We start from the raw sequence: 21,548 nt of genomic DNA, 5'->3' as shown, positions 1-21,548 counted from the left end.
ACAGTGGGGCCGTAGCCCCAGTCTGGTGGCCGTGCCTGCGTTTGTCACGACGTTTGTCACGGCCCGCGCGAGTCAGCGGGTGCGGTCAGCGCGTGTGGTGCGTGGGCTGGAGCTCGTAGACCGGCGTCGGGAGCCCTTCCATCCTTGCCTTGAGCTGCAGGGCCAGATAGTTGGAGTAGTGCCGGCTCTGGTGCAGATTGCCGCCATGGATCCAAAGGTTCTCCACGTTGGTGGGTTTCCACATATTGCGCAGTTCCCCCTCCCACGGCCCCGGGTCTTTGGGCGTATCCGATCCGAACCCCCAGCACTTCCCGACGGCGTCGGCCACCTCGGGCGAGACCAAATCAGCCAGCCAACCGTTCATCGACCCATAGCCGGTGGCGTAAATGATGACGTCGGCTTCCAGTTCCGTTCCGTTGGCCATCACGACGGAGTTGCCGGTGATCTTGCTGACCTCGCCGCTGGCCAGCTTGACCCGGCCGTCGATGATCAGCTGCGAGGCACCGACGTCGATGTAGTAGCCGGAGCCGCGCCTGAGGTATTTCAGGAACAACCCGGAGCCGTCGACGCCGAAGTCCAGGTCAAAGCCGGCCGCCTCGAGCTGGGAGTAAAATTCCGCGTCCCGCCGGGCCATCTCCGCATAAACCGGGATCTGGGCTTCGGGCAGGATCCGGTACGGCAACGAGGCAAACAGCAGGTCGGCCTTCTCCGTGGTGACGCCGTTGGCCAGTGCCTTTTCGGAGTACAGATCGCCCAGAGCCAGGTCCATGAGGGATTCGCTGCGGGCAATGTGCGTCGAGGACCGCTGGACCATGGTGACATCCGCGCCGTGTTCCCAGAGGTCGGCACAGATATCGTGGGCTGAATTGTTGGAGCCGATGACCACTGCCTTCTTGCCGGTCCAGTCCCCGCCGCCCGGGTGCTTGGACGAATGGTACTGCTCCCCCAGGAAGGACTCGGCGCCGTCGAACGTGGGGACGCTCGGGTACCCCGAAACTCCCAGCGCGAAGACGAGCTGCTTCGGGCGGAGGGTGACCGGTTCGCCGTCGCGCATCACCTCCACCACCCACTCCTGGGTGGTTTCGTCGAAGCGGGCGCTGGTGCACTCGGTCTTGGACCAGTAGTTCAGTTCCATGATCCGTGTGTAGTTTTCCAGCCAGTCGCCGATCTTGTCCTTGGCCGCGAAAACCGGCCAGTCATCGGGGAACTTCATGTAGGGCAGGTGGTCGTACCAGACCGGATCGTGCAGGTGGAGGGACTTGTAACGGTTGCGCCATGAGTCACCGGCCCGCTCGTTCTTCTCGATGATGATGGTGGGCACTCCGAGCCTGCGCAGCCGGGCGCCCAGCCCGATCCCGCCCTGGCCGCCGCCGATGATGACGGTGTAAGGCTGGTCTTCATAGCCGAGCCGCGCTTCCTGCTCCTCCTTCAGCTCCAGCCAGGATTTGCGGCCCTGGGTGATCTCGTGGGCCACTCCTTTGTCCCGGTTGGGGCCCTTCTTTTCCTCAAAGCCCTTGAGCTCCTGCATGGTGGTGAGCAGGGTCCAGCATTTGCCGTTCCGGAGGCGCAGATGGGCATGGCCCCGGGCCTGGGCGGTCTCGAAGTTCACCCAGGCCTCGGCGTTGGCGGCGTCGCCGGTCGCGTCCTCGGCGAGCGTCCAGTTGCTTGGCTGCACGTCGTCCAGGGTGGCGTCCAGCATGCGCCGGATATCCTCCTTGCCCTCCAGAGTCTTGAGGTTCCAGGTGAAGGAGACGAAGTCGCGCCAGTACGAATCGTCGTCGAAAAGTTCCAGTGCGGCGTCCGTGTTGTGGCTGCGCAGCGCCTCATCGAACTGCGCCAGCCACGCCCCGACCACGCCGTTTGGTGTCTCAGGCATGATTCCTCTTTCCATTGCTGACAGTGGGCCGCTCCCGTCGCGTGACGTCTAGACCACGCAGTGACCCGCATCACAAGTAAAGTTCGCAGGGGGTTACAATCGGGTTACACGGAGCTCTCACGCTGCCGGTCGGCGCGCACGGGACCCGACGGCGGCAGGGAACCAGCCGGGTGCGACGATTCGAGGGCGAGTTGGGAGAATGAGCATGCGGCAGGGCAATGGCGCCACCACGCATCCCTCGGACCTGAGGTTTTCCGCGCCGGCGGAGTATGCCCGGATACTCCGGGCGGCGCACGAGACCACCATTTCCGGCACACCGGATCCGCACCTTTCTCCCTCACTCATCAAGTCCTGGCAGCGTTCCCTTGCGCTGGGCATCAATCCGGACCAGCACCGGCCGCTCCACCGGCATGAAGTCTCCGAGGCACGTTCCCTCAGCGCCGGCCATCGGCTGGCTGCAGTCATGCCCGCGTTATCGCAGCTGCTGGCCGATGAGACCGTGACCGGACGCCACTTGCTGATCGTGACTGATCATGAGGGCGAGGTGCTGTGGCGTGTTGGCAGCAAACAGGCGTTGCGGCTCGCGGACTCCCTGGAGTTCGTGGAGGGCGCCGACTGGTCCGAAGCAGGTGTCGGCACCAACGCCATCAGCGAAGCCTTAGTGACGGGCGCCCCGGCACAGCTCTTCTCGGCCGAGCACCTCGTGCGGACCCACCACGACTGGGCCTGCACCGCCTCCCCCATTCGCGACCCCCTGACCGGCGAAATCGTCGGCGTCCTGGATGTTTCCGGCCCGTTCGAATCGGTTACGCCGGACAGCCTGCGGCTGGTGCGTTGCGGCGTGCGGCTCGCAGAGGAGCTGCTGAAATCGGCCGCGGTGACCGACGGCGGGGCAGGACGCTCGGGGCAGCTGACACAGCGTCACGAGCGGACCATGCGCGACGGCGGCGCCCGGTCACAGCTCACGCTGCGGCTTTTGGGGGACGCGCCGTCCGCGGCGGTCGACGGCGGCCCCAGCCGCCCGCTGACGGTACGCCGTGCCGAAATCCTGGCCCTGCTGGCCTCCCGTGATCAGGGCTGGAGTGCCGATGAACTGGCCTACGAGATCCATGGCGACGCGGGCACCGGCGCCGCGATCCGGACCGAGATGCACCGGATACGCCATATCCTGGGCGATGTCCTGGAAGCGAATCCCTACCGGTTCTCTCCAACCGTCAACGTCGTGACGGATGCCTCAGTTGTGGCAGGCCACCTCCGGGACGGCCGGGTTGCCGAGGCGTTCGCCGCGTACCCGGCAAGACTGCTCACCCGTTCGGTCAATCTGGCGATCGGGTTCATGCGCGACGAGCTCAACACGGCCGTGGGGGCGTCCGTGCGATCAACTGGTGATGCCCGGCTGATGCTGGAGTGGTGCACGAGCGATATGGGGTCCTCCGATACGGCGGCCGCGGCTGCCGCCACGGCGCTGATGGGACCGGACGATCCGCGTTGCCAGCTCGTGAATGCGCGAATGGAACGGGTTGACCGGGAACTGCGAGCCTAACCAGGCCGTGGGTGACGGCTCAGGGAGGCGTCGGGGCGACGCCGGGGCAGCCCTGGCCCTGCGGGTTCTGCAGGCAGGTGTCGGCGTAATTCCTCGTGATCGACCGCCAGACGCTGACGGTCTGCGACGGCGAGCTGAACTGGCCTTGGCCGGGGATGGGCAGCGGCGGTCCGCCGTTCACCGAGTAGGTGCCTTGGAAATGGGTGGTCAGAACCACCGGGAAGTCGCCGGTCTGGGCGTAGACGTGGCTGGTCAGGGTCTTCTCACCCCAGCGGTCCTGCGGAAGCGGTCCGCCGGCCGCCGTCTGCGGGCCGAGTGACGTGCCGTCGCCGTAGCTCCACGCGTACTGCACGGGCTTGGCAATAATGGAGACATCTTGCCCCAGCATGTCGACGGCAAATGTTTGCTCCGCCGCTTCCGCATAGAAATTCGTCTCGGCACCCCTGAGCGTGTGCGGACTCGGCTGCATGACGCTGCTACCGGCGTTGATGGGAAGTTGCTGAAATTTGGTCTGGATCTGGGCGGCAATTTGGCCCAGCACGTCCACAGGCTGTTCGAGATAAACACATCGATCTGGACGAATCGTTGACCATATGGGAGGGTCGAATACTCGCAGGGAGGTGTACCAACGCACGGGTCGCCCATCTGTCCCCTGATCACATCGAACCGCTCCTGCCAGACAATCCACGTCAAAGTTATTCTTTGTAGCGTCCAGACAGAGATACTCGAATTTGTAAACGTTGGGATCCTCCGCTACAGCCCCGGGTGCATCTACCCATACCCCGGCTCCTGAATCGTAGCGCCATGCAGACACTGTGACGCCGGCCTGGTTCCAGCCCCCTTTCACGGGAGCGTCCGAAGAGTCAGCTTTTGCGTCTAATGTCGGTAATCCGGAAATAAGAATGAGTAGGGCAATGACTGAAAGAGCTCTGCTGGCGGAGGAAATCATCGGCTCTTGGCCAAGTGCTCAACAGTCACGGCCCTCCAAGCTCCGCTTTCATACGATGCGATCATAATGTCGCCAGTTGAGGGGCTTCGCTCGGTCTTTTCGTCAAGTGTTTTGTCCCCTCGATAGTAGGACAGAGCATCCTGATACACCTGAATCAGGACTTGGTACTCAGCCGATGTTGTCTCAATGAAATTGGTCTGCACACCTTCCACAACCATTTTTCCGCCGGACAGCCACCTACCCCCGGAATTCCATCCCTGGACAACTTCCTTTACCCGACCGCAAGAAACGCATGTCGGACTCGACACCAACTCCAACGGTTCGATATCTCCGGTCTCGTATGCGTAGGAGAGCGTTGAGTACCAGTACCGGGCAAACGCCTCAAGACCTTCCTTCGTCTCGGCCTTCGCCGCCTCGGGCAGCTCGGGAACCGGGACGTTCTGTGCCTTGCCGGTCGCGTCTGCCGGTTTGTAGCTGGGCGTCGGCGTGGGGGTAGCGCTCGGCGGGGACGAAGTGGACGGACTTTGAGACTCCGACGACGGAGTGTCGGGAGGCGGCGCCCCTCCCGCGCTGCAGGCTGCGACCGACATCAGGGAGATTGCCACGAAGGCTGCCGCACAGGCACGCCGCGGACCGGAAAGCGAAGTGCGAGATGTCATGGTCAGCTACTCCCCCGATAGAAAATCAAGACGCGCGAGTCCAAGCAATGCTTAAGGGTAACTGACGTCACATTTTGACTGCAGAAGTTATCCACAGGCACTGCTTGACGAGGTTTCCGCACCTCCCGTGGTGCCGCCTCACGAAGGACTGGTGTGGGCGATGGGAAGTCCTGCGTTCGACGCCGAGGCGCGCCGGGGCCGCACGGGGCCGCACGGGCCGCACGCGCGCCGGGGCCACGGGCCGCACGGGCTGCACCGGCCGCCTGGCCGCCTGGCCGCCTGGCCTAATCCTGGCAGCGCTTATGCAGCCCTTTGAACGCCGTGACCCGCCTGCTTTGAGCCCTTTTGCCCTAGCAATCGGCTGCCTGGTTCAGCACAATGAACCCATGATGTTCGAACACGAAGACGGCAATCCCATCCTCAAGTTGGACGACGAGCAGTCCTGGAAGCTGATTGACAGCACAAAACACGGCAGGCTCGTGGTGACTGTGGCCGGAGAGCCGGACATCTTCCCGGTGAACTACGCGGCCAGCGACCGAAAACTATTCCTCCGCACCGCCCCGGGAAACAAACTGGCTGAGCTCACCATCAACTCGAAGGTGCTCTTCGAAACCGACGGGATCCTGTCCGAGGAAGCGTGGTCCGTGGTCCTGCGCGGCACGGCGCGCGTGCTTGATCAATCGGCGGATATCGCCGAGGCCGAGGCCCTCGGCCTCAAGCCCTGGGTTCCCACGCTGAAAGACTTCTACGTGGAAATTACGCCGACGTCAGTCAGCGGACGCCACTTCCAGTTCGGCGAACACCCGGAGCGGGAGATCTAACGCCCGACGTCGCGTCCCGGCCACCGCCGCCGATGTCCACCGCCGCCGACGCCGGCCACCTGCCCGGCAGCCGCCTAGACTTAAATGATGGCGGACAAGCTGACCCCGGAGCGGCGCAGCTGGAACATGTCCCGCATCCGCGGCAAGAACACCAAGCCAGAACTGCTGGTCCGTAAGCTGTTGCACGCGAAGGGTTACCGCTACCGCCTGCATGGCAGCGCTGGCGGCGGCAAACTCCCGGGCAATCCCGATCTCGTCTTCGCGGGCCGCCACAAGGTCATCTTCGTCAACGGCTGTTTCTGGCATTTCCACGATTGCCGGGCCGGTCAGCACGCACCCCAAGCCAACGCTGAATTCTGGGAAACCAAGCGCACACGAACCCGGAACCGCGACGCCGCCCAGCGGCTCCAGCTCGAACGTGACGGCTGGCAGGTGCTGACTGTGTGGGAGTGCGAGCTCAAGGATCCATCCGCGGTGGAGCTCCGGCTCGATGCCTTCCTCCAGAGCCAGCCTCCGGCGTGAGCCAGCTGCCGCAGTCGCTAAGAGCCAGAAATCCGTCCCGGCATGCGCCACAGCACCACAGCACCACAAGACGTCCTGCGTGTCGCGCGGCCCCGCCGGGGCAGGCCGAATCGTCTCCGCTAGTATTCGACTCCGGGGGATTTAGCGAGAATTCGGTCAGTACCAACGCGTACTGCTAACACGGGAGAGCGCACATGCCGCACTTGCTGACGTCTAACAACGAGCCCGACCCGGCTGCTGCGCCAGCAGATTCCAGTCCTGCAGTTCTGCCGCTCCGTCCCTTGAGCCACTCCACGCACCGTGCCGTCCTGCCCCGCAGGCTCCGCGGAGCGGATCCGGATCTCGAACCCTTGCGTCGGCAGTCGACCTCGATCATTAATGAGGTTCTCGCATCCACCAACCCGGAGGATGCTGAAGCGCAGGACAGACTTCGGTGGCACGTCGCCAACAACCCCGGACAGCCGGAAAAGGCGCTTCTGGATCACTTGCTGACAGTCGGCGTCCGGCAGGACGAATCCGCCTAGCTCGCTGACCGGTTTACCGGCGGATCGGCTTAACCCGCCGAACGGTCGATACTGGCTTGCCGGAGCACTTCGCCCCAGGACTGCTGGGCAAGATCTGCCACCGCGGCCAGGATCTCCGACGGCGGCAGGGACAGATCCAGCGGGAACTCGACAATATCGATGTCGGTGTTGAGAATCCGGCGCAGCTTGATTTCCCCTGCGCCCGGGTAAATGATCCACGCCGTCGGCACCCGCAGGGATGTGCAGTAGGCCAGCATCCGATAATGGTCGCCCGAGAGTGATGCGCCGACGTCGGCCGCGGCCTTGTACTTGGCGTCGTACACCATGACGGGCTGGCCGCCGAGGAAGTGGACGGCCCCGGGCTGGACCACAATCCGGTCGGAGTCGCGCACCGCCTCGTTCAGCAGGGCGTTGTAGCGCAGCCGCATTTCTCCGGGGTAGGCGGCCATGGCTTCGCGCAGTGCCGTTCCGACGAAGTCCTCGAACACCTTGGCCATGTCCACCACGAACGACGCCGACTGCTGCTTGCCGTCGCCGGCCTCCGCAGAGGCGTTCCGCAGGATCAGCTCGGCGAGCCGGAGAGCCGCGTGGTAGCGGGTGTTCATCCGGCTGGGGCGCCACTGCGGCAGCGGCGCGCCGGACTGAAGGCGCGTCACGGCGTCGAGCTTTCCCTTCAGCTGGCGCAGCCGGCTGAGAACCTCGGGCCGGACCCGCGGCACCTGGGACATCCGTTCCAGCGCGGCGCGTAGAATCCGGTTCTCCGCGATGTCCTCGGTGAATTCGTCGTAGGAGACTTCCAAGGGGACTAGCATCCCCGGCCGGCGGGAGATCTGGTCCGAGATCCGGATGCGGCCCTTGACGGTCCGGAGGGATTCCTCCACCATGAGGTACCCCTGCAGCACGCCGCGGCTCAGTGCCCGGTCGGAAAGCTGCGCCAGGGATTCGGCCAGCGCGCTCCAAAGGTCCGTGTGTTCTACCGCGGCGACGGCTTCGTCCCGGAATCCCTGGTCCCCCGCGTAGCCGAGCAGGAACAGGAGCCTGCTCAGCCCGAGCCGTCCCTTCGGCCGGACCTCCAGCTGCACCGTGGGAGTGCGGACCGAGCCCACAGTCCCCACGGGTTCGATCCGGTACAGGCCCATGCCCATTGGCGAGGCCTTCGCCAGGCCGCTGGCGTTGACATAGGCTGCGGTGTCGGGATCCAGCCGCTCCACGACGCCGGCGGAGAGCTCATCGAGGACAACGTGCCGGCAGGACGCCGCTGCACCGCCCCGCAAGGGCATGACCCGCCCCGGCGTGCCCAGCCCGGACTGACCCCGGCCCGGCGTCGCCGGTCCCGGTGTGTCCCGCTCAACGCCGCTGTCCGGCCCGGTGCCCGGCCCGGACGGGCTCCGGTCCGGGCGGGCGGCGCCGAGCCCCGGGGCGGCCCCGGCCGGCGCGAGCCTAAGCATGCGCCAGGCGGCCGAGGAGTTGTTCCAGTCCGAACCGCTCCTCGAGCTGGGCGCGGTTGAGCTGTCCGTGATAATGCTCTTCCAGCAGCGGCATGAGCTCGTACTTCCAGATCCGGCGGAGGCCCTTGGGCGTCTGCGCGGACTTCTTCATGAAATAGGAGGGCCCGATCATGAGGTCCCGGTCCCATTCGTCGATCGCGTCGTTCAGGGCGTCCAGCAGCAGGGCCGGCGTCGTGTCCAGGTCACGGGCCTGGAGGAAACGCAGCAGCGAGCCCTTCACGGGTTCCGTCTTCGGATGGAGCTCGATGAAGGAGAAGCGCCGCCGGATGGCCGCATCCATCATCGCGATGGAACGGTCCGCGGTGTTCATGGTGCCGATGATGTAGAGGTTGTCCGGCAGGGTGAACGGCTCGTTGGGGCTGTACTGGAGGTAGATCCGGTCATCACGGTATTCGAGCAGGAAGTACAGCTCGCCGAACACCTTGGCCAGGTTCGCCCGGTTCATCTCATCGATGATCAGGAAGTACGGCTTGCTTTCATTGCCGGGCTTGGCGGCCTCCTCGGCCAGGCGGCGCAGCGGACCGGCCACCAGCTTGAAGGACACCTGGCCCTCGTCCGTCTTGTCCGGACGGAAGCCCTCGAAGAAGTCTTCGTAAGCGTACGACGGATGGAACTGGACCAGTTTGACCCGCTCGTCCGTCGTGTCGCCGGCGAGCTCGGCGGCGAGGTGTTTGGCAAGGTACGTCTTTCCCGTTCCCGGCGGGCCGTAGAGCACCACCTGCCGGTTCTCTTCGAGGAGCTCGGCGATTTCCTGCAGCGGATCCAGGTCCATGTGCAGGGACGCGGCGAACTCCGGTGTCAGCGGCCGGAACCCGTCTTGGACCGGTTCGACGGCGGCCTCCGGCTCCTCGGCGTCTCCGGCGTCTTCCGCTTCTGCCGGCAGGAGGGCCTCGAGCGCCTGGATCACGCGGGTAATGTCCACGATGTTCCCCGACGTGGTCAGCTGGCGCTGCACGTGCCGGGGCAGACCGGCAGCTTCGTGTTCCTCATCGAACCACCGGACCTTGCGGCGGAGCTGGCGGTTGTCCTTTCCATGCTCCGGCTCGCCCAGGACCACGCCGATCCGGACCTTGCCCGAGCTCTGGTGCAGCGCAAGGTCGCCGGGCTTCATCACGGTCAGGAAGGCGAAGACGGCGGTCTTGGTATCCTCGCGCTCCACGTAGCCGAGGTGCTTGTAGTCCTCGTCAACGGCGTTCTGGACGAGCCCGGCAGTAACGCCCGGGTCCAGCAGGCGGAGATGTTCGACGTCGAGCGTCACCGCTTCCCCGTCCCGCCACTCCCTCAGCAGCTCGGCGTTGTCGTGGTGGGTGCGCAGCAGCCAGGCGCGGCGGCCGGGGTCGCCGACCTTCCGCCACTGGCTCACTAGCTGGCGGGAGTACCAGTCGATCCGCTGCCCGGCCTGCTGATCCAGGTGCAGCCGGATGCGGTGGATGTCCGCCGAAATGTCCTCGTCGCTGTCCCCCTTGGCCCCGCCGACCAGGGAAGCGAAGGCGTCGCGGATCTCCTGCCGTTCGACGTCGGCCACGACGGGTTCGAAGTAGCTGGGCCACACCAGGAACTCAATGCTGCGGCGGATGGCAGGCTGGTCATCCGGCGTCCCGGCGACCAGCCGGTGGAAAGCCAGCGGATCCTTGACCGCGGCTTGGACCACGCCGGCCGGCCTTGTGGCGACGTGCTGCACGAAACGGCACAGCCATTTCAGGTGGTCCCAGATGGTCCAGTTAAATTCCGCCGTCCGGTCCCGGATGACGCCGTGGTCCGTCATGCCCGCGAAGAGCTCGTCGGGGAGCTCCAGTGGCGGTTCCAGCCAAGATGCGGCCTCGGCGACACGGGCACGCTTGACCTTGAGCGACTTGACCTCGTGGGCCAGCGGCAGGGACTGGAGGAAGAGCAGTTCCACCGCCAGTTGCTTGGCACCGCGCGTGGCATCTTCCAGGTTCTGGCGCAGGTTGGTCATCATCGGCGCTTTGGGGTCGGGAACCCCGCGTTCGAGGCGTTCCAGCAACTCCGCGGCCGCCTGGACGGACCACGTCTTGGTCCGGCCGTCCAGGGCGGACGGCTTGCCGAGCAACCCCGGGCCGAGCACGAACCACGCCGCGTCTTCAATCTCCTTGGAGATACCGAGGGCACGGTGCAGGGCAGGCTTTTTGGATGGGGTCATACGTTCAATTTACAGGCTTAAACTGAACGCGCGCATTTAACGCCCGCCCCTAAGCTACCGACCAGTAGTGGCAGGGTGCCCGATCTACGAAACCGGCTTCGCGGCCGGACCGCGCTTCACGCCGAAGGTAAAGTAGCATCCCGGACCTATGAAATTCACCAGGGTGGCGGCCCGCCACAGCGCCTTGCTGCCGCGGATTTCCACGGCGGGCCGACGTGAAATATCGCGTTGGGCCGCGACGAGCAACGCCAGCTGAACAAGCGCGCCGGCGATCGTGCCGAACTTCGCCCTCGGCGAGAGCTCTTGCCAGGTCTTCTTTCGAGAGTGCCTCATGTGCATTTTCTTATGCATGTTCTTGCCCATGTTCACAGCGACCACTGCTCCTTATGCGTCCGGATTGTTCATTGTAGGAGCTACGCCAAAGCCGAGGGTAGGGGCTATTGGACCGGGTGCGGCCGGGTGAACGGGGCCAGCCGCTCCTTCTGCTCCGGCGTCAGACGCAGCACCCGGCCGGTGGCCTCATCAACAAAGGCAAGATGGCTCGTGGCCCGGACGCAGTCCTCCCGGGTGACGGGGTCCTGCACCAGATAGTGGATGTCGAAGCTGGCGCCCTTTACCGCCCCGACCCACAGCTGCACGACCGCGGGCACGTTCCGGTATTCCAGCGTCCTGACGTAACGGATCTTGTGCTCCACCACGAGGGCGAGCGTCCCCTCCGGGACGTCGTTGAAGAGCGACACCGGGGGTTCGGTCCCGGGCAGCCCGGGGCCGCGGGGCGGTCCGAACGCGGCGATCCGTGCCTCCTCCAGGATCCGGACTATCTGGACGTTGTTGATGTGCCCGTAGGCGTCCATGTCGCCCCAGCGCATCGGCACCTCGACCTCGAGCCGCTTGGGCTCGCTGCCCGTGCCCTCCGTATCCTTCTCCCTGGCTGCGTTCGCCCCGGCGGTCCCGGGCGCGGACCCGGCGGCGCTCAGCTGTGCACCGCCGTCGCGTCCTCGACCGAATCTGCCAGGGCCGCGTCCGCGTCCTCTCCGGCGAACTGGGACATGTACAGCCGGTGGTACGCGCCCTGCAGTTCCAGCAGCTGGGCGTGCCGGCCCTGCTCGACGATCCGCCCGGCTTCCATGACAAGGATGGTGTCCGCGTCCCGGATGGTAGAAAGGCGGTGGGCGATCACGAAGCTGGTGCGCTCGGTGCGCAGCGCGGCCATGGCCTTCTGCACCAGGGCTTCGGTGCGGGTATCCACGGAGCTCGTGGCCTCGTCCAGGATCAGCAGCGACGGGTTCGCCACGAAGGCCCGGGCGATGGTGATCAGCTGCTTTTCGCCGGCACTGACGTTGTTGCCTTCTTCGTCAATGACCGTGTTGTAGCCGTCCGGCAGCGCGCGGACGAAACGGTCCACGAAGGTGGCCTTGGCCGCCGCCATGATCTGCTCTTCCGTGGCGTCCAGCTTGCCGTAACGGATGTTCTCGTAGATGGTTCCGCCGAACAGCCACGCGTCCTGCAGCACCATGCCGACCTTGGCGCGCAGCTCCGAGCGGCTCAGCCGGGTGATGTCCACGCCGTCCAGGGTGATGCTGCCGGCGTTCAGTTCGTAGAAGCGCATCACCAGGTTGACGAGCGTGGTTTTGCCCGCCCCGGTCGGTCCGACGATTGCCACGGTGTGTCCGGGCTCGGCGGTGAAGGACAGGTCCTCGATCAGCGGCTTGTCCGGCGAGTAGCTGAAGGTGACGTGCCTGAACTCGACGTGCCCGTCCGTCTTGGCCGGGAGGTGCTCGGTGGCGGTTTCGGCTTCCTGTTCGTCGGCGTCGAGGAATTCGAAGACCCGCTCGGCCGAGGCGACGCCGGACTGCAGCATGTTGGCCATCCCGGCCATCTGCCCCAGCGGCTGGGTGAACTCGCGCGAGTACTGGATGAAAGCAGTGGCGTCGCCCAGGCTCATGCCCCCCGAGGCCACGCGCAGGCCGCCGACGACGGCGATCCCCACGTAGCTGAGGTAGGAGACGAACTGCATGACCGGCATGATCATGCCGGACACGAACTGGGCGCCGAAGCTGGCCTTGTAGAGCTCCTCGTTGCGCTCGTCGAAGCGGGCCAGCATGTCGGCGTCGCGGCCGAAGACACGGACGAGGTCGTGGCCGGAGAAGGATTCCTCGATCTGGCCGTTGAGCTCCCCGGTGTTCTTCCACTGGGCGGCGAAAAGTTTCTGGCTGCGGGCGCCGATGATGCCTGCGGCCACCCCGGAGAGCGGGAGCGCGACGAGGGCGATCAGGGCCAGCTGCCAGGACACGATGAACATCATGATCACGATGCCGAGGACCGTCAGGGCCGAGTTCACGAGCTGCGCGAAGGCCTGCTGGAGCGCCTGCTGGATGTTGTCGACGTCGTTCGTGACACGGGAGAGGATGTCGCCGCGCTGGCGGGTATCGAAGTAGCCTAGCGGCAGCTGGTTGAGCTTCTTCTCGGTATCATCGCGGAGCTTGCGGACCACGCGCATGACCAGCACGTTCAGGACGTAGCCCTGCAGCCACAAGAAGATGTTGGCGACGAAGTACATCACCAGGACCACGCTGATGAGGAACGCGAGCTTCTGGAAATCGATGCCCGCGCCCGGCACCACGTCCATCTTGGCCAGCATGTCGGCAAAGTTGTCCTGGCCTTGGAAGCGCAGTCCGGCGATGAATTCTTCCTTGGTGGCCCCGGCCGGCAACTGCTTGCCGACCACGCCGGCGAAGATCACGTCCATCGCCTGGCCCAGGATCCGGGGGGCGATGACATTGAGGACGACGGCGACCGTCACCATCGCGAGCACCACGATGATGCCGGCACGCTCGGGTTTCAGGAGTCCCATGAGCCGTTTGGCCGAGGGCCAGAAGTGCTGGGCCTTCTTGGCCGGCACGGCGCCGAACATGCCGCCGTCGGCTTCGCCGGGCGTGTACTCCTCCTCGAGGAAATCTTCGTCTGTCACGTCCGCTGCGGTGGCCCCGGCAGTCACGGTGTCCGTTGCCCGGGCCGGCGCGGCGGAGACTTTCTCGTTGGTGCTCATGCCACTGCCTCCGCGCTCAACTGGGATTCGACGATTTCCTGGTAGGTGCTGGAGCTTTCCAACAGTTCCTCATGTGTTCCGCGGTCCACGATCCTGCCGTTCTCCAGCACGAGGATCTGGTCCGCATCGGCGATGGTGGACACCCGCTGGCCGACGATGATCACGGTGGCGTCGGCCGTCTTGGCCTTGAGCGCCCGGCGGAGCCTGGCGTCCGTGGCGACGTCAAGGGCGGAGAACGAGTCGTCAAACAGGAAGACCTTGGGTTCAGTGACCAGGGCGCGGGCAATGCACAGCCGCTGCCGCTGGCCGCCGGAGACGTTGGTGCCGCCCTGGGCGATCCGCGAGTCGAGGCCGCCCTTCTTATCGCTCACGAAGTCCGCGGCCTGGGCAACGGTCAGCGCCTCCCACAGGTCCTCGTCAGTAGCCTCGGGCTTGCCGAAGCGCAGGTTGTGCTCAATGGTTCCGGAGAACAGATAAGGCCGCTGCGGCACCATGGCGACCCGTTGCGTGATCTCGGCCCGGTCCAGTTGGGTGACGGGGACGCCGTCGAGCAAGACCTCCCCCGATTCGGCGTCGTAGAGCCGCGGCAGCAGGGCCAGCAGGCTCGACTTGCCGGCGCCGGTGGAGCCGATGATCGCGACCGTCTGGCCGGGTTCGGCCGTGAAACTGATGTTGCTCAGCACGGGCGCCTCGGCGCCGGGGTAGGCGAAGGTGACGTTCCGGAACTCCACCCGGCCGGCCTTTGCTGCGGGCGCCACCGGGGTGAGCGGAGCGTGGAGGGAGGGTTCGACGTCGAGCACTTCCCCGATGCGGTCGGCGCAGACCGAGGCGCGGGGAATCATCATGGCCATGAACGTGCCCATCATGACGGCCATGAGGATCTGCAGGAGGTACTGCAGGAAGGCTGTCAGCGAGCCCACCTGCATCTCGCCGGCATCGACGCGCTGGCCGCCGAACCACAGCACGGCGGCGGTGGAGATGTGCAGGATCATGCCGATGGCGGGGAACATCAGGACGAACAGGGAGCCGATCTTCAGCGAGACGTCGGTGAGGTCCTTGTTGGCTGCGCCGAAGCGCCCGGCCTCGTGGGGCTCGCGGACGAAAGCCCGGACCACGCGGATGCCGATGATCTGCTCGCGGAGGACACCGTTGAGCCGGTCGATCTTCTGCTGCATGGAACGGAAGAGCGGCATGAGGCGGACCACGAGGTAGCCCACCACGACCACGAGCAGGGGCACCGAAACCCAGACGAGCCAGGACAGGTTGAGGTCCTCGCGCAGGGCCATGAAGATGCCGCCGATGCACATGATGGGGGTAGCCACCATGAAGTTCAGGGCCATCAGCATGAGCATCTGGACCTGCTGGACATCGTTGGTGCCGCGCGTGATCAGGGTGGGGGCGCCGAAGACGTTGACGTCGCGCGCCGAGAAGCTGCTGACCTTGCGGAAGACGCCGCGGCGCAGGTCCCGGCCGAATGCCATGGCGGCCTTCGAGCCGAAGTAGACGCCGGCGATCGCGGTGGCCACCTGGACCAGGGCGACGCCGAGCATCACACCGCCGGTGCGCCAGATGTAGTCCGTGTCGCCGCGCGAGACGCCCTCATCGATGATCTGGGCATTGAGGCTGGGGAGATACAACGCCGCGATGGTCGACGCCAGCTGGAAGATGACCACAGCCGCGATGTATGGCAGATACGGCTTGGAATAGCGCCGCATGAGGGTGACAAGCATGCCCACGAGTCCTTAGGAAGGCCTAATTCTAGGAAGACCGAAAGTATGGAAAAACCGAATAGTGAAGTGTGTTGGAGAGCTACTTGGAGAGACTAGCCCACAGGTCCGACAGCAATAGCGATCCAACTCTACGAAATCCCCCGCCCGGGTGGAACACGGGACACTGAATATCATCCAAACGGTGTACATTTACGCGCCCGTCGACGCGTCCCGCGGCACTGCTCCGGCCGCGGCAAGGCCCCGCGGCAGCCCAAGGGGCAGCCGCGGGGCCATTGGAAACCGGGGTTTCAAGAACCGGGGCCGCTGGAAACCGGGGACCGGCGATTCGGCCTGTTCGGTCCTGCCCGGGAACCAGTCCGGACGCTATTCGGTCCGGTGCCGGCCGTGCGTGGCGATGTAGTCCGCCGCCGCGCGCTGCATCTTGCGCTGTTTGGCAAGGTGCCGGCGCACGGCTGTGAGCTCCCTGGCCACACGGGCCTGTTCCTCCGCAATCGCACGCTGCTCGGCAGCCTGTTCGTACACGGCGCGCAGGGCGTCGGCCAGCTGGAGCTGCTGTTCGGCCAGCATCTGCTGGGTCTGCAGCAACACGGGGACCACGTCGGCGGCCTCGGGCCGGTCACCGGCTACGAGGGTCCGGGCCCGCTGGCGGGCGCCCTCCCTCTCGTCGGCACGCTCCGCGCCGGACTCCCCCGGGCGGGAAGCAGGATCGGAAACCAACCCGGCCTCCCGTCGCGCGGCGTCGGGGAACCGGGATTCGGCACGCTCCCGGCTGAGGACCTCGATGAACTCCCGGTCCAAGTCCACCATGCCGGCGCCGCTGCCCGTTGCGGCCGAGGCCGAGGCCGAGGCCGAGGCGACTTTGGCGGCGTCGTCCGGGTTGTTCCGCAAAGTGTTTCCCACAGCAGTCGTGGAGACACCGGACAGTGCTGTTTGGGCTGCGGCGGCATCGGCTGCGGCGTCCCCTGCGTGCTCTGCAGGCTCCGGCCGGATGTCAACCGTGCGGCGCAGCGGGCGTTCCTTGATGAACAGGATGGCCACCAGCGCCACGAGGCCAATGATGGCCGAGATCAGGAAGACCTCGGCAATCGCGTCACCGTATGCGGCACGCATGATGTCGCGGATCGGTGCCGGCATGTCTTTGAGGTCCATGCTGGCCCCTGCCGATCCGGCCGGCACCTGGATACCGGAGGCAGCGAGCCCCTCCACGACGAGCTCCTTGACCCGGTTGCCCAGGACCGCGCCGAGGACCGAGACGCCGATTGCTCCGCCGACGGACCGGAAGAAGGCAACCGAGGCGCTGGCCGTGCCGATGTCCTTGGCCTGGACCGTGTTCTGGACGGCGAGGACGAGGTTCTGCATCAGCAGGCCCAGGCCGAGGCCGAGGATGGCCGTGTAGATACCGGTCATCCACAGGTCGGTGGTGTGGTCCATGCTGCCGGCCAGGCCGAGGCCGCCGATCAGCAGGACGGCGCCGGCGATCAGGTAGCGCTTCCACTTGCCGGTGCGGCTGATGAGCATGCCCGAGGCGACCGAGCCGATGAGGTTGCCCGCGATCATGGGCAGCGTGAGCAGGCCGGCCTCCGTGGGTGTGGCGCCGCGGGCCACCTGGAAGTACTGGCCCAGGAATGTCGAGGAGCCGAACATGCCCACGCCGACGGCTACCGAGGCGAGGATCGCCAGGGCTGTGGTCCGCTCCGAGATGATCTTGAGCGGGATGATGGGCTGGGCCACGCGGGATTCCACCAGCACCAGCAGGCCCAGGAGCAGGACGCCGCCGCCCACCATGGCCACTGACTGCCATGACCACCAGTCGTAGTAGTCGGGGTTGCCGGCGAAGGAGACCCAGATGAGCAGCAGGCTGACGCCGGAGGTCAACAGGATGGAGCCGAGCCAGTCAATCTTGGCGGGGCGCTTGACGTGCTCGATCTTCAACGTGATCTGCAGCAGGATGAGGGCGACGACGGCGAGCGGGACGCAGACGAAGAAGGTCCAGCGCCACCCGAGCGGGCTGTCGACGATGAAGCCGCCGAGCAGCGGGCCGCCGGCGGTGCCCACGGCCATGACGCCGCCCATGTAGCCGGAGTACTTTCCGCGGTCACGCGGCGGGATCATCGAGCCGATGATGGCCTGGGCCAGGGCGGTGAGGCCGCCCATGGCGATGCCCTGGATGACGCGGGCGGTCAGCAGCAGCGGGATGGTCTCGGACAGGCCTGCCATGACGGAGCCAGCCACGAAGATCACGATGCTCAGCTGGACGAGGACCTTCTTGTTAAAGAGGTCCGCCAGCTTGCCCCAGATCGGGGTGGTGGCCGCGTTGGCCAGGAGTGCTGCCGTGATCACCCAGGCGAAGTCGGTCTGGGTTCCCTTGAGCTCGGACATGATGGTGGGCAGCGCGTTGGCGACGATTGTGCTGCTCAGGATGGCGGTGAAGAACGCCGCCAGCAGGCCCGTGAGTGCTTCCATGATCTGGCGGTGGGTCATCGCAGCGGGTGGCGCGGCGGGCTGGGATGCGCGGGGCACCGCCGTTGGATTCTCCGACGGGGCCGTGTTCAACGGCGCAGTGTCCGACCCTGTGGCGGCAGCGTGGCTTGCCATGTATTTACTCCTCAACAATTTCGGTCGTATTCGTGGTTCCGGCCGTCGTTGCCCGGGCTGAGGTCCTGAGGGACTCAGCAAGTTTCTTGAGGGTGCGCGCCGTCAGTTCGACGTCGTCCTGGCTCCAGTCCTGCAGCAGGCCCTGGATGGTTGCCGTGCGCTGGTCCTCGATGATGCGCAGCTTCTCCGCGCCGGAGGCCGACAGGGCGATCAGCTGCGCGCGGCCGTCCTCGGGGTCCGGCCTGCGGACCACATAGCCCTGCTCTTCGAGTTCGGCGATGTGCCGGCTCAGGACCGGGGCGCTGACGCCGAGCCGCTCCGCCAGGTGCGTGGCCCGGGATTCGCCTTCCCCCACAAAGCGCAGAACGCCCTGCAGGGCCACGCCGGTGTCCTGTCCGCGCAGGTTGGCGGCGGCGACGCAGCGGACCGCGCGCTGGAGGTCGAAGATCTGGTAGACGAGTTTTGCTGCAGCGTTGGATTCAACTGACATGATGGACACCCCTCTTTTGTTTGCCCCAGGCAACTATATACCTAAATTGGTTACTTTGGGAAACTAACCCTTTGTGCCATGGGCACAAGAGGGCCGCTGGAGGGGCCGCCGGGGTGCCCCTGAAGGGGCCGTTGGAGTGGCCCTGAAGGGGCCGTTGGAGTGGCCGGGCGCGTGCTTCAAAGGCCCTTAAACGCGTGACGCGGACCGGCCGGTCAGCCCCTCACGGTGAGGGGCAGACCGACGGGTCCACGCCGGTGTTGCGGTGTTGCGGTGTTGCGGTTAAGCGCTGCTGCGGTGGAGTTGCGTGGCGGTGCCGGGGCGGCCTGGTGGCGGTCCGTTTAGGCGGCCGGGCCGCTTAGGTGGCCAGGTGGGTGGGGCCGAACATCTTGAGCAGGGTTTCTACGACGACGACGTTGGGGCCGTCCGCCGCAAAGCCGGCCCTGAGGGCGTCCCCGATGTCCTCGGGGGCGACCCGGACGGCCGGGACGCCGAAGGCCTCGGCAAGCTTGACGAAGTCGGGCCGGGCGAGCTCGGTGGCCGTGGCCTTGCCGAACGCGCCAACCATGTACTCGCGCAGGATGCCGTAGCCGCCGTCGTCCACGATCAGCCAGGTGACCGGGACGTTGTGCTGCTTGGCGGTGGCGAGCTCCGAGATGGAGTACATGGCCGATCCGTCGCCGGAGACCGCGAGCACCCTCGCCGAGCGGCCGGTCTTGCCGGTGGTTTCGAGGCCGACTGCGCCGCCGATCGCGGCGGGGAAGCCGAAGCCCAGCCCGCCGGCGCCCTGCGCGGAGTGGAACTGGCCCTCGCGGGCGTCCCAACAGCTCCAAGCCCAGTAGGCCGAGATCGTCATGTCCCAGAACGTCTGCATGCCCGAGGGCACGGCCTCGCGGATGTCGGCCATGAATGCCAGTTCCTTGGCCAGGTCCTGGGATTCGAGCCGGGCCCTGACCTTGGCCAGGGTGTCCTTGACGAGCACCTCGGGGGCGGTGCCGTGCCAGCTGGCAGCCGTTTCCTGCTCCAGCTGGAGTGCGGAGTCGAGGGCAGAGTCCAGGGCGGCGAGGGCCTGGCCGGCGTCGGCCCGGATGCCCAGGCCGGGCCGGTTGGATTCCAGGACGCGGGGTTCGGCGTCGATCTGGATGATCCGGCCGCGCGGTTCGAAGGTGAAGTAGTTCGAGGTCACTTCCCCGAGCGAGGAGCCGATCACGATCAGGACGTCGGCGTCCTCGAGCAGCTCGGTCATGTACCGGTCCTCGATCCATGCCTGGAGCGAGAGCTCATGGTTCCACGGGAACGCGCCGTTGCCGCCGGGCGTGCAGATCACCGGCGCCCGCAGCTTCTCCGCGATCGAGAGCAGGGATTTCTCGGCCCGGCCGCGGCGGGTGCCGCCGCCGGCGATGATCGCGGGACGTTCCGCCCCCGCAAGCCATTTCACGGCCTCGCGGACCAGTTCCACGCGGGGCGGGTTGTCCGCGGCCTCGGCGAGGGCATCCTCCACGGGAGGCACCATGATCGGGTCCAGGAGCACGTTCTGCGGGATTTCGAGCCACACCGGGCCCTGCGGCGAGGAAATCGCCTCGGTCCAGGCGTCCTGGATGGCCGACGGGATGCCGGAGGCGTGCTGGATCAGCCGCTGGGACTTGGTGACGTTCGCGGCCGAGGCCTTCTGGTCATCGAGCTGGTGCAGCATGCCCTTGCGCCGCGCGCCGAGCCCTTCCAGCGGGATCTGGCTCGCCACGACCACCATCGGCACGCCGGTGGCGTAGGCCTCCTGCAGCCCGGCCAGGGACGTCAGCGCGCCCGGGCCCGTGGAGAGGAACAGCACGCCGACCTCGCCCGTGGCGCGGGAGTACCCGTCCGCGGCGAAGGCCGAGTTGTTTTCCACCCGGGACGAGACAAACTGCAGGTTCCCGCGGCCCATCGCGTCGAACAGGCCCAGGGCATGCTGGCCCGGGATGCCGAACACCGTCTTCGCGCCAAGCGCTTCGAGTGTTTCGACGACGAGGTCGCCGCCGTTGCGCACGCCGGTCATCGCGAAGCCACCGGCGAAGCCACCGGGGAGCCGAATCCGGCCGGGCGGCGGGATTCCTGGCCGAGCGCCTGAGCGGCGTAGCCGTTCGGGGCGCCGAAGCGGTCGCCTTCGACGGCGCGGTCCGCCATCAGGGTCACGAGCTCGTACGCGACGTGGCTGGCCGCAACGCCGGTGATCTCGGCATGGTCGTACGCGGGGGCGACCTCGACGACGTCGGCCCCCACCAGGTTCATGCCGCGGAAACCGCGGATGATTTCCAGCAGTTCGCGGCTCGTGATGCCGCCGGCTTCCGGCGTGCCGGTGCCCGGCGCGTGCGCGGGGTCAAGGACGTCGATGTCCACCGAAATGTAAAGCGGGCGGTTGCCGATCCGGTCCCGGACCTTGGCCACCGTCTCCAGCACGCCCTGGTAGTAGACGTCCGCGGAGGTGACGATGCCGAAGCCGAAGCGGTGGTCGTCGTCGAGGTCCTTCTTGCCGTAGAGCGGGCCGCGGGTGCCGATGTGGCTGATGGCCTCGGTGTCCAGGATGCCTTCCTCGACGGCGCGGCGGAAGGGGGTGCCGTGCGTGTACTCGGCGCCGAAGTAGGTGTCCCAGGTGTCCAGGTGCGCATCGAAGTGCAGCATGGCAATCGGCCCGCCGGCGCGCTCGGCGGCGGCGCGCAGCAGCGGCAGGGCGATGGTGTGGTCACCGCCGAGGGTCAGCAGCTTGCTGCCGGAGGCCGTCAGGTCCAGGGCGTTCTGCTGGATGGTTTCGATGGCCTCGTTGATGTTGAACGGGTTGACAGCCATGTCGCCGGCGTCCGCCACCTGGATGGTCTCGAAGGGGCTCACGTCCCAGGCCGGGTTGTACGGCCGCAGCAGCCGGCTGGCCTCACGGACGTGGTTGGCCCCGAAGCGGGCACCCGGGCGGTACGAGACGCCGGAGTCGAAAGGCACGCCGACCACGGTGACGTCGGCCCTGGCCACCTGGTCCAGCCGCGGAAGGCGGGCATAGGTGGCAGCCCCGGCATAGCGCGGGATGCGGGATGAATCGATGGGGCCAAGGTTGCCATTGGCCTCGATGCGCAGCTCTTCCAAAAGAAGCCTCTCC

17 protein-coding genes are annotated in these 21,548 nt (G+C 66.3%); 4 read left to right on the top strand and 13 right to left on the bottom strand.

Translation table 11 applies throughout. From position 1 onward, the window contains the following. Positions 1–85 precede the first annotated feature (85 nt). A complete protein-coding gene (locus LDO15_RS04475) occupies positions 86–1,876 on the bottom strand; it encodes an NAD(P)/FAD-dependent oxidoreductase (RefSeq protein WP_223984406.1) in 1,791 nt (596 codons plus the stop codon). A 205-nt stretch (positions 1,877–2,081) separates the two neighbouring features. Between LDO15_RS04475 and LDO15_RS04470 the strand changes: the two genes are divergently transcribed. Further along, positions 2,082–3,419, top strand: coding sequence for a helix-turn-helix domain-containing protein (locus tag LDO15_RS04470; protein ID WP_223987085.1), 1,338 nt, complete (start codon positions 2,082–2,084; stop codon positions 3,417–3,419). 19 nt (positions 3,420–3,438) lie between these two features. Here LDO15_RS04470 and LDO15_RS04465 read toward each other — a convergent pair whose 3' ends face one another. Both LDO15_RS04465 and LDO15_RS04460 read right to left on the bottom strand, forming a co-directional pair. Next, positions 3,439–3,960: a hypothetical protein gene (locus LDO15_RS04465; protein ID WP_223984403.1), complete on the bottom strand. Its 522-nt coding sequence runs from the start codon at positions 3,958–3,960 to the stop codon at positions 3,439–3,441. A 404-nt stretch (positions 3,961–4,364) separates the two neighbouring features. Next, positions 4,365–4,973, bottom strand: coding sequence for a DUF6318 family protein (locus tag LDO15_RS04460; RefSeq protein ID WP_223984400.1), 609 nt, complete (start codon positions 4,971–4,973; stop codon positions 4,365–4,367). A gap of 440 nt (positions 4,974–5,413) precedes the next feature. Here LDO15_RS04460 and LDO15_RS04455 point away from each other — a divergent pair, with 440 nt between their 5' ends. The 3 genes from LDO15_RS04455 (at position 5,414) to LDO15_RS04445 (ending at position 6,894) form a co-directional block, all read left to right on the top strand. Next, on the top strand, positions 5,414–5,848 hold the full coding sequence (locus tag LDO15_RS04455) for a pyridoxamine 5'-phosphate oxidase family protein (protein WP_223984399.1): 435 nt from the start codon (positions 5,414–5,416) through the stop codon (positions 5,846–5,848). Positions 5,849–5,935: 87 nt separating this feature from the next. After that, on the top strand, positions 5,936–6,370 hold the full coding sequence (locus LDO15_RS04450) for a very short patch repair endonuclease (RefSeq protein WP_223984397.1): 435 nt from the start codon (positions 5,936–5,938) through the stop codon (positions 6,368–6,370). A gap of 281 nt (positions 6,371–6,651) precedes the next feature. After that, on the top strand, positions 6,652–6,894 hold the full coding sequence (locus tag LDO15_RS04445) for a hypothetical protein (RefSeq protein ID WP_223984394.1): 243 nt from the start codon (positions 6,652–6,654) through the stop codon (positions 6,892–6,894). 29 nt (positions 6,895–6,923) lie between these two features. On the opposite strand, the gene LDO15_RS04440 is transcribed toward LDO15_RS04445, so the two are convergent. The 10 genes from LDO15_RS04440 to speB form a co-directional block, all read right to left on the bottom strand. Then, complete coding sequence (locus tag LDO15_RS04440) at positions 6,924–8,174, bottom strand: McrC family protein (protein ID WP_223987083.1); 1,251 nt, start codon at positions 8,172–8,174, stop codon at positions 6,924–6,926. Positions 8,175–8,334: 160 nt separating this feature from the next. Then, on the bottom strand, positions 8,335–10,563 hold the full coding sequence (locus LDO15_RS04435) for an AAA family ATPase (RefSeq protein ID WP_223984392.1): 2,229 nt from the start codon (positions 10,561–10,563) through the stop codon (positions 8,335–8,337). 84 nt (positions 10,564–10,647) lie between these two features. Beyond that, complete coding sequence (locus LDO15_RS04430; protein ID WP_223987080.1) at positions 10,648–10,926, bottom strand: hypothetical protein; 279 nt, start codon at positions 10,924–10,926, stop codon at positions 10,648–10,650. A 74-nt stretch (positions 10,927–11,000) separates the two neighbouring features. After that, the gene (locus tag LDO15_RS04425; RefSeq protein ID WP_223984391.1) at positions 11,001–11,432 is read right to left on the bottom strand and encodes a thioesterase family protein; all 432 of its coding nucleotides are present in this window, start codon (positions 11,430–11,432) and stop codon (positions 11,001–11,003) included. A 104-nt stretch (positions 11,433–11,536) separates the two neighbouring features. After that, positions 11,537–13,612 (bottom strand): ABC transporter ATP-binding protein, encoded by a 2,076-nt coding sequence (locus LDO15_RS04420; protein WP_276572942.1) that lies wholly within the window; start codon positions 13,610–13,612, stop codon positions 11,537–11,539. Continuing rightward, positions 13,609–15,342 (bottom strand): ABC transporter ATP-binding protein, encoded by a 1,734-nt coding sequence (locus LDO15_RS04415; RefSeq protein WP_223984388.1) that lies wholly within the window; start codon positions 15,340–15,342, stop codon positions 13,609–13,611. Before LDO15_RS04415 ends, LDO15_RS04420 begins: the two co-directional genes overlap by 4 nt. A 363-nt stretch (positions 15,343–15,705) precedes the next feature. Continuing rightward, complete coding sequence (locus tag LDO15_RS04410; protein ID WP_223987073.1) at positions 15,706–17,823, bottom strand: MFS transporter; 2,118 nt, start codon at positions 17,821–17,823, stop codon at positions 15,706–15,708. A 118-nt stretch (positions 17,824–17,941) separates the two neighbouring features. Then, positions 17,942–18,427 (bottom strand): MarR family transcriptional regulator, encoded by a 486-nt coding sequence (locus LDO15_RS04405; RefSeq protein WP_223984385.1) that lies wholly within the window; start codon positions 18,425–18,427, stop codon positions 17,942–17,944. A 355-nt stretch (positions 18,428–18,782) separates the two neighbouring features. Beyond that, the gene (locus LDO15_RS04400; RefSeq protein ID WP_223984383.1) at positions 18,783–20,459 is read right to left on the bottom strand and encodes a thiamine pyrophosphate-binding protein; all 1,677 of its coding nucleotides are present in this window, start codon (positions 20,457–20,459) and stop codon (positions 18,783–18,785) included. Beyond that, positions 20,456–21,535, bottom strand: a complete 1,080-nt coding sequence (gene speB / locus LDO15_RS04395; RefSeq protein WP_223984382.1) for an agmatinase — start codon at positions 21,533–21,535, stop codon at positions 20,456–20,458. Before speB ends, LDO15_RS04400 begins: the two co-directional genes overlap by 4 nt. Between the last annotated feature and the right edge of the window lie 13 nt (positions 21,536–21,548).

Origin of the sequence: Arthrobacter sp. NicSoilB8 (assembly GCF_019977355.1) — a bacterium.
Classification (GTDB): Bacteria; Actinomycetota; Actinomycetes; order Actinomycetales; family Micrococcaceae; genus Arthrobacter.
This window is presented reverse-complemented; position numbering and strand designations above follow the sequence as displayed.

Coding starts and splice junctions, on each gene's coding strand:
- LDO15_RS04475 (WP_223984406.1), bottom strand. CDS start 1,876: ATGCCTGAGACACCAAACGGCGTGGTCGGGGCGTGGCTGGCGCAGTTC.
- LDO15_RS04470 (WP_223987085.1), top strand. CDS start 2,082: ATGCGGCAGGGCAATGGCGCCACCACGCATCCCTCGGACCTGAGGTTT.
- LDO15_RS04455 (WP_223984399.1), top strand. CDS start 5,414: ATGATGTTCGAACACGAAGACGGCAATCCCATCCTCAAGTTGGACGAC.
- LDO15_RS04450 (WP_223984397.1), top strand. CDS start 5,936: ATGGCGGACAAGCTGACCCCGGAGCGGCGCAGCTGGAACATGTCCCGC.
- LDO15_RS04440 (WP_223987083.1), bottom strand. CDS start 8,174: ATGCCCTTGCGGGGCGGTGCAGCGGCGTCCTGCCGGCACGTTGTCCTC.
- LDO15_RS04435 (WP_223984392.1), bottom strand. CDS start 10,563: ATGACCCCATCCAAAAAGCCTGCCCTGCACCGTGCCCTCGGTATCTCC.
- LDO15_RS04430 (WP_223987080.1), bottom strand. CDS start 10,926: ATGGGCAAGAACATGCATAAGAAAATGCACATGAGGCACTCTCGAAAG.
- LDO15_RS04425 (WP_223984391.1), bottom strand. CDS start 11,432: ATGCGCTGGGGCGACATGGACGCCTACGGGCACATCAACAACGTCCAG.
- LDO15_RS04420 (WP_276572942.1), bottom strand. CDS start 13,612: ATGAGCACCAACGAGAAAGTCTCCGCCGCGCCGGCCCGGGCAACGGAC.
- LDO15_RS04415 (WP_223984388.1), bottom strand. CDS start 15,342: ATGCTTGTCACCCTCATGCGGCGCTATTCCAAGCCGTATCTGCCATAC.
- LDO15_RS04410 (WP_223987073.1), bottom strand. CDS start 17,823: ATGACCCACCGCCAGATCATGGAAGCACTCACGGGCCTGCTGGCGGCG.
- LDO15_RS04405 (WP_223984385.1), bottom strand. CDS start 18,427: ATGTCAGTTGAATCCAACGCTGCAGCAAAACTCGTCTACCAGATCTTC.
- LDO15_RS04400 (WP_223984383.1), bottom strand. CDS start 20,459: ATGACCGGCGTGCGCAACGGCGGCGACCTCGTCGTCGAAACACTCGAA.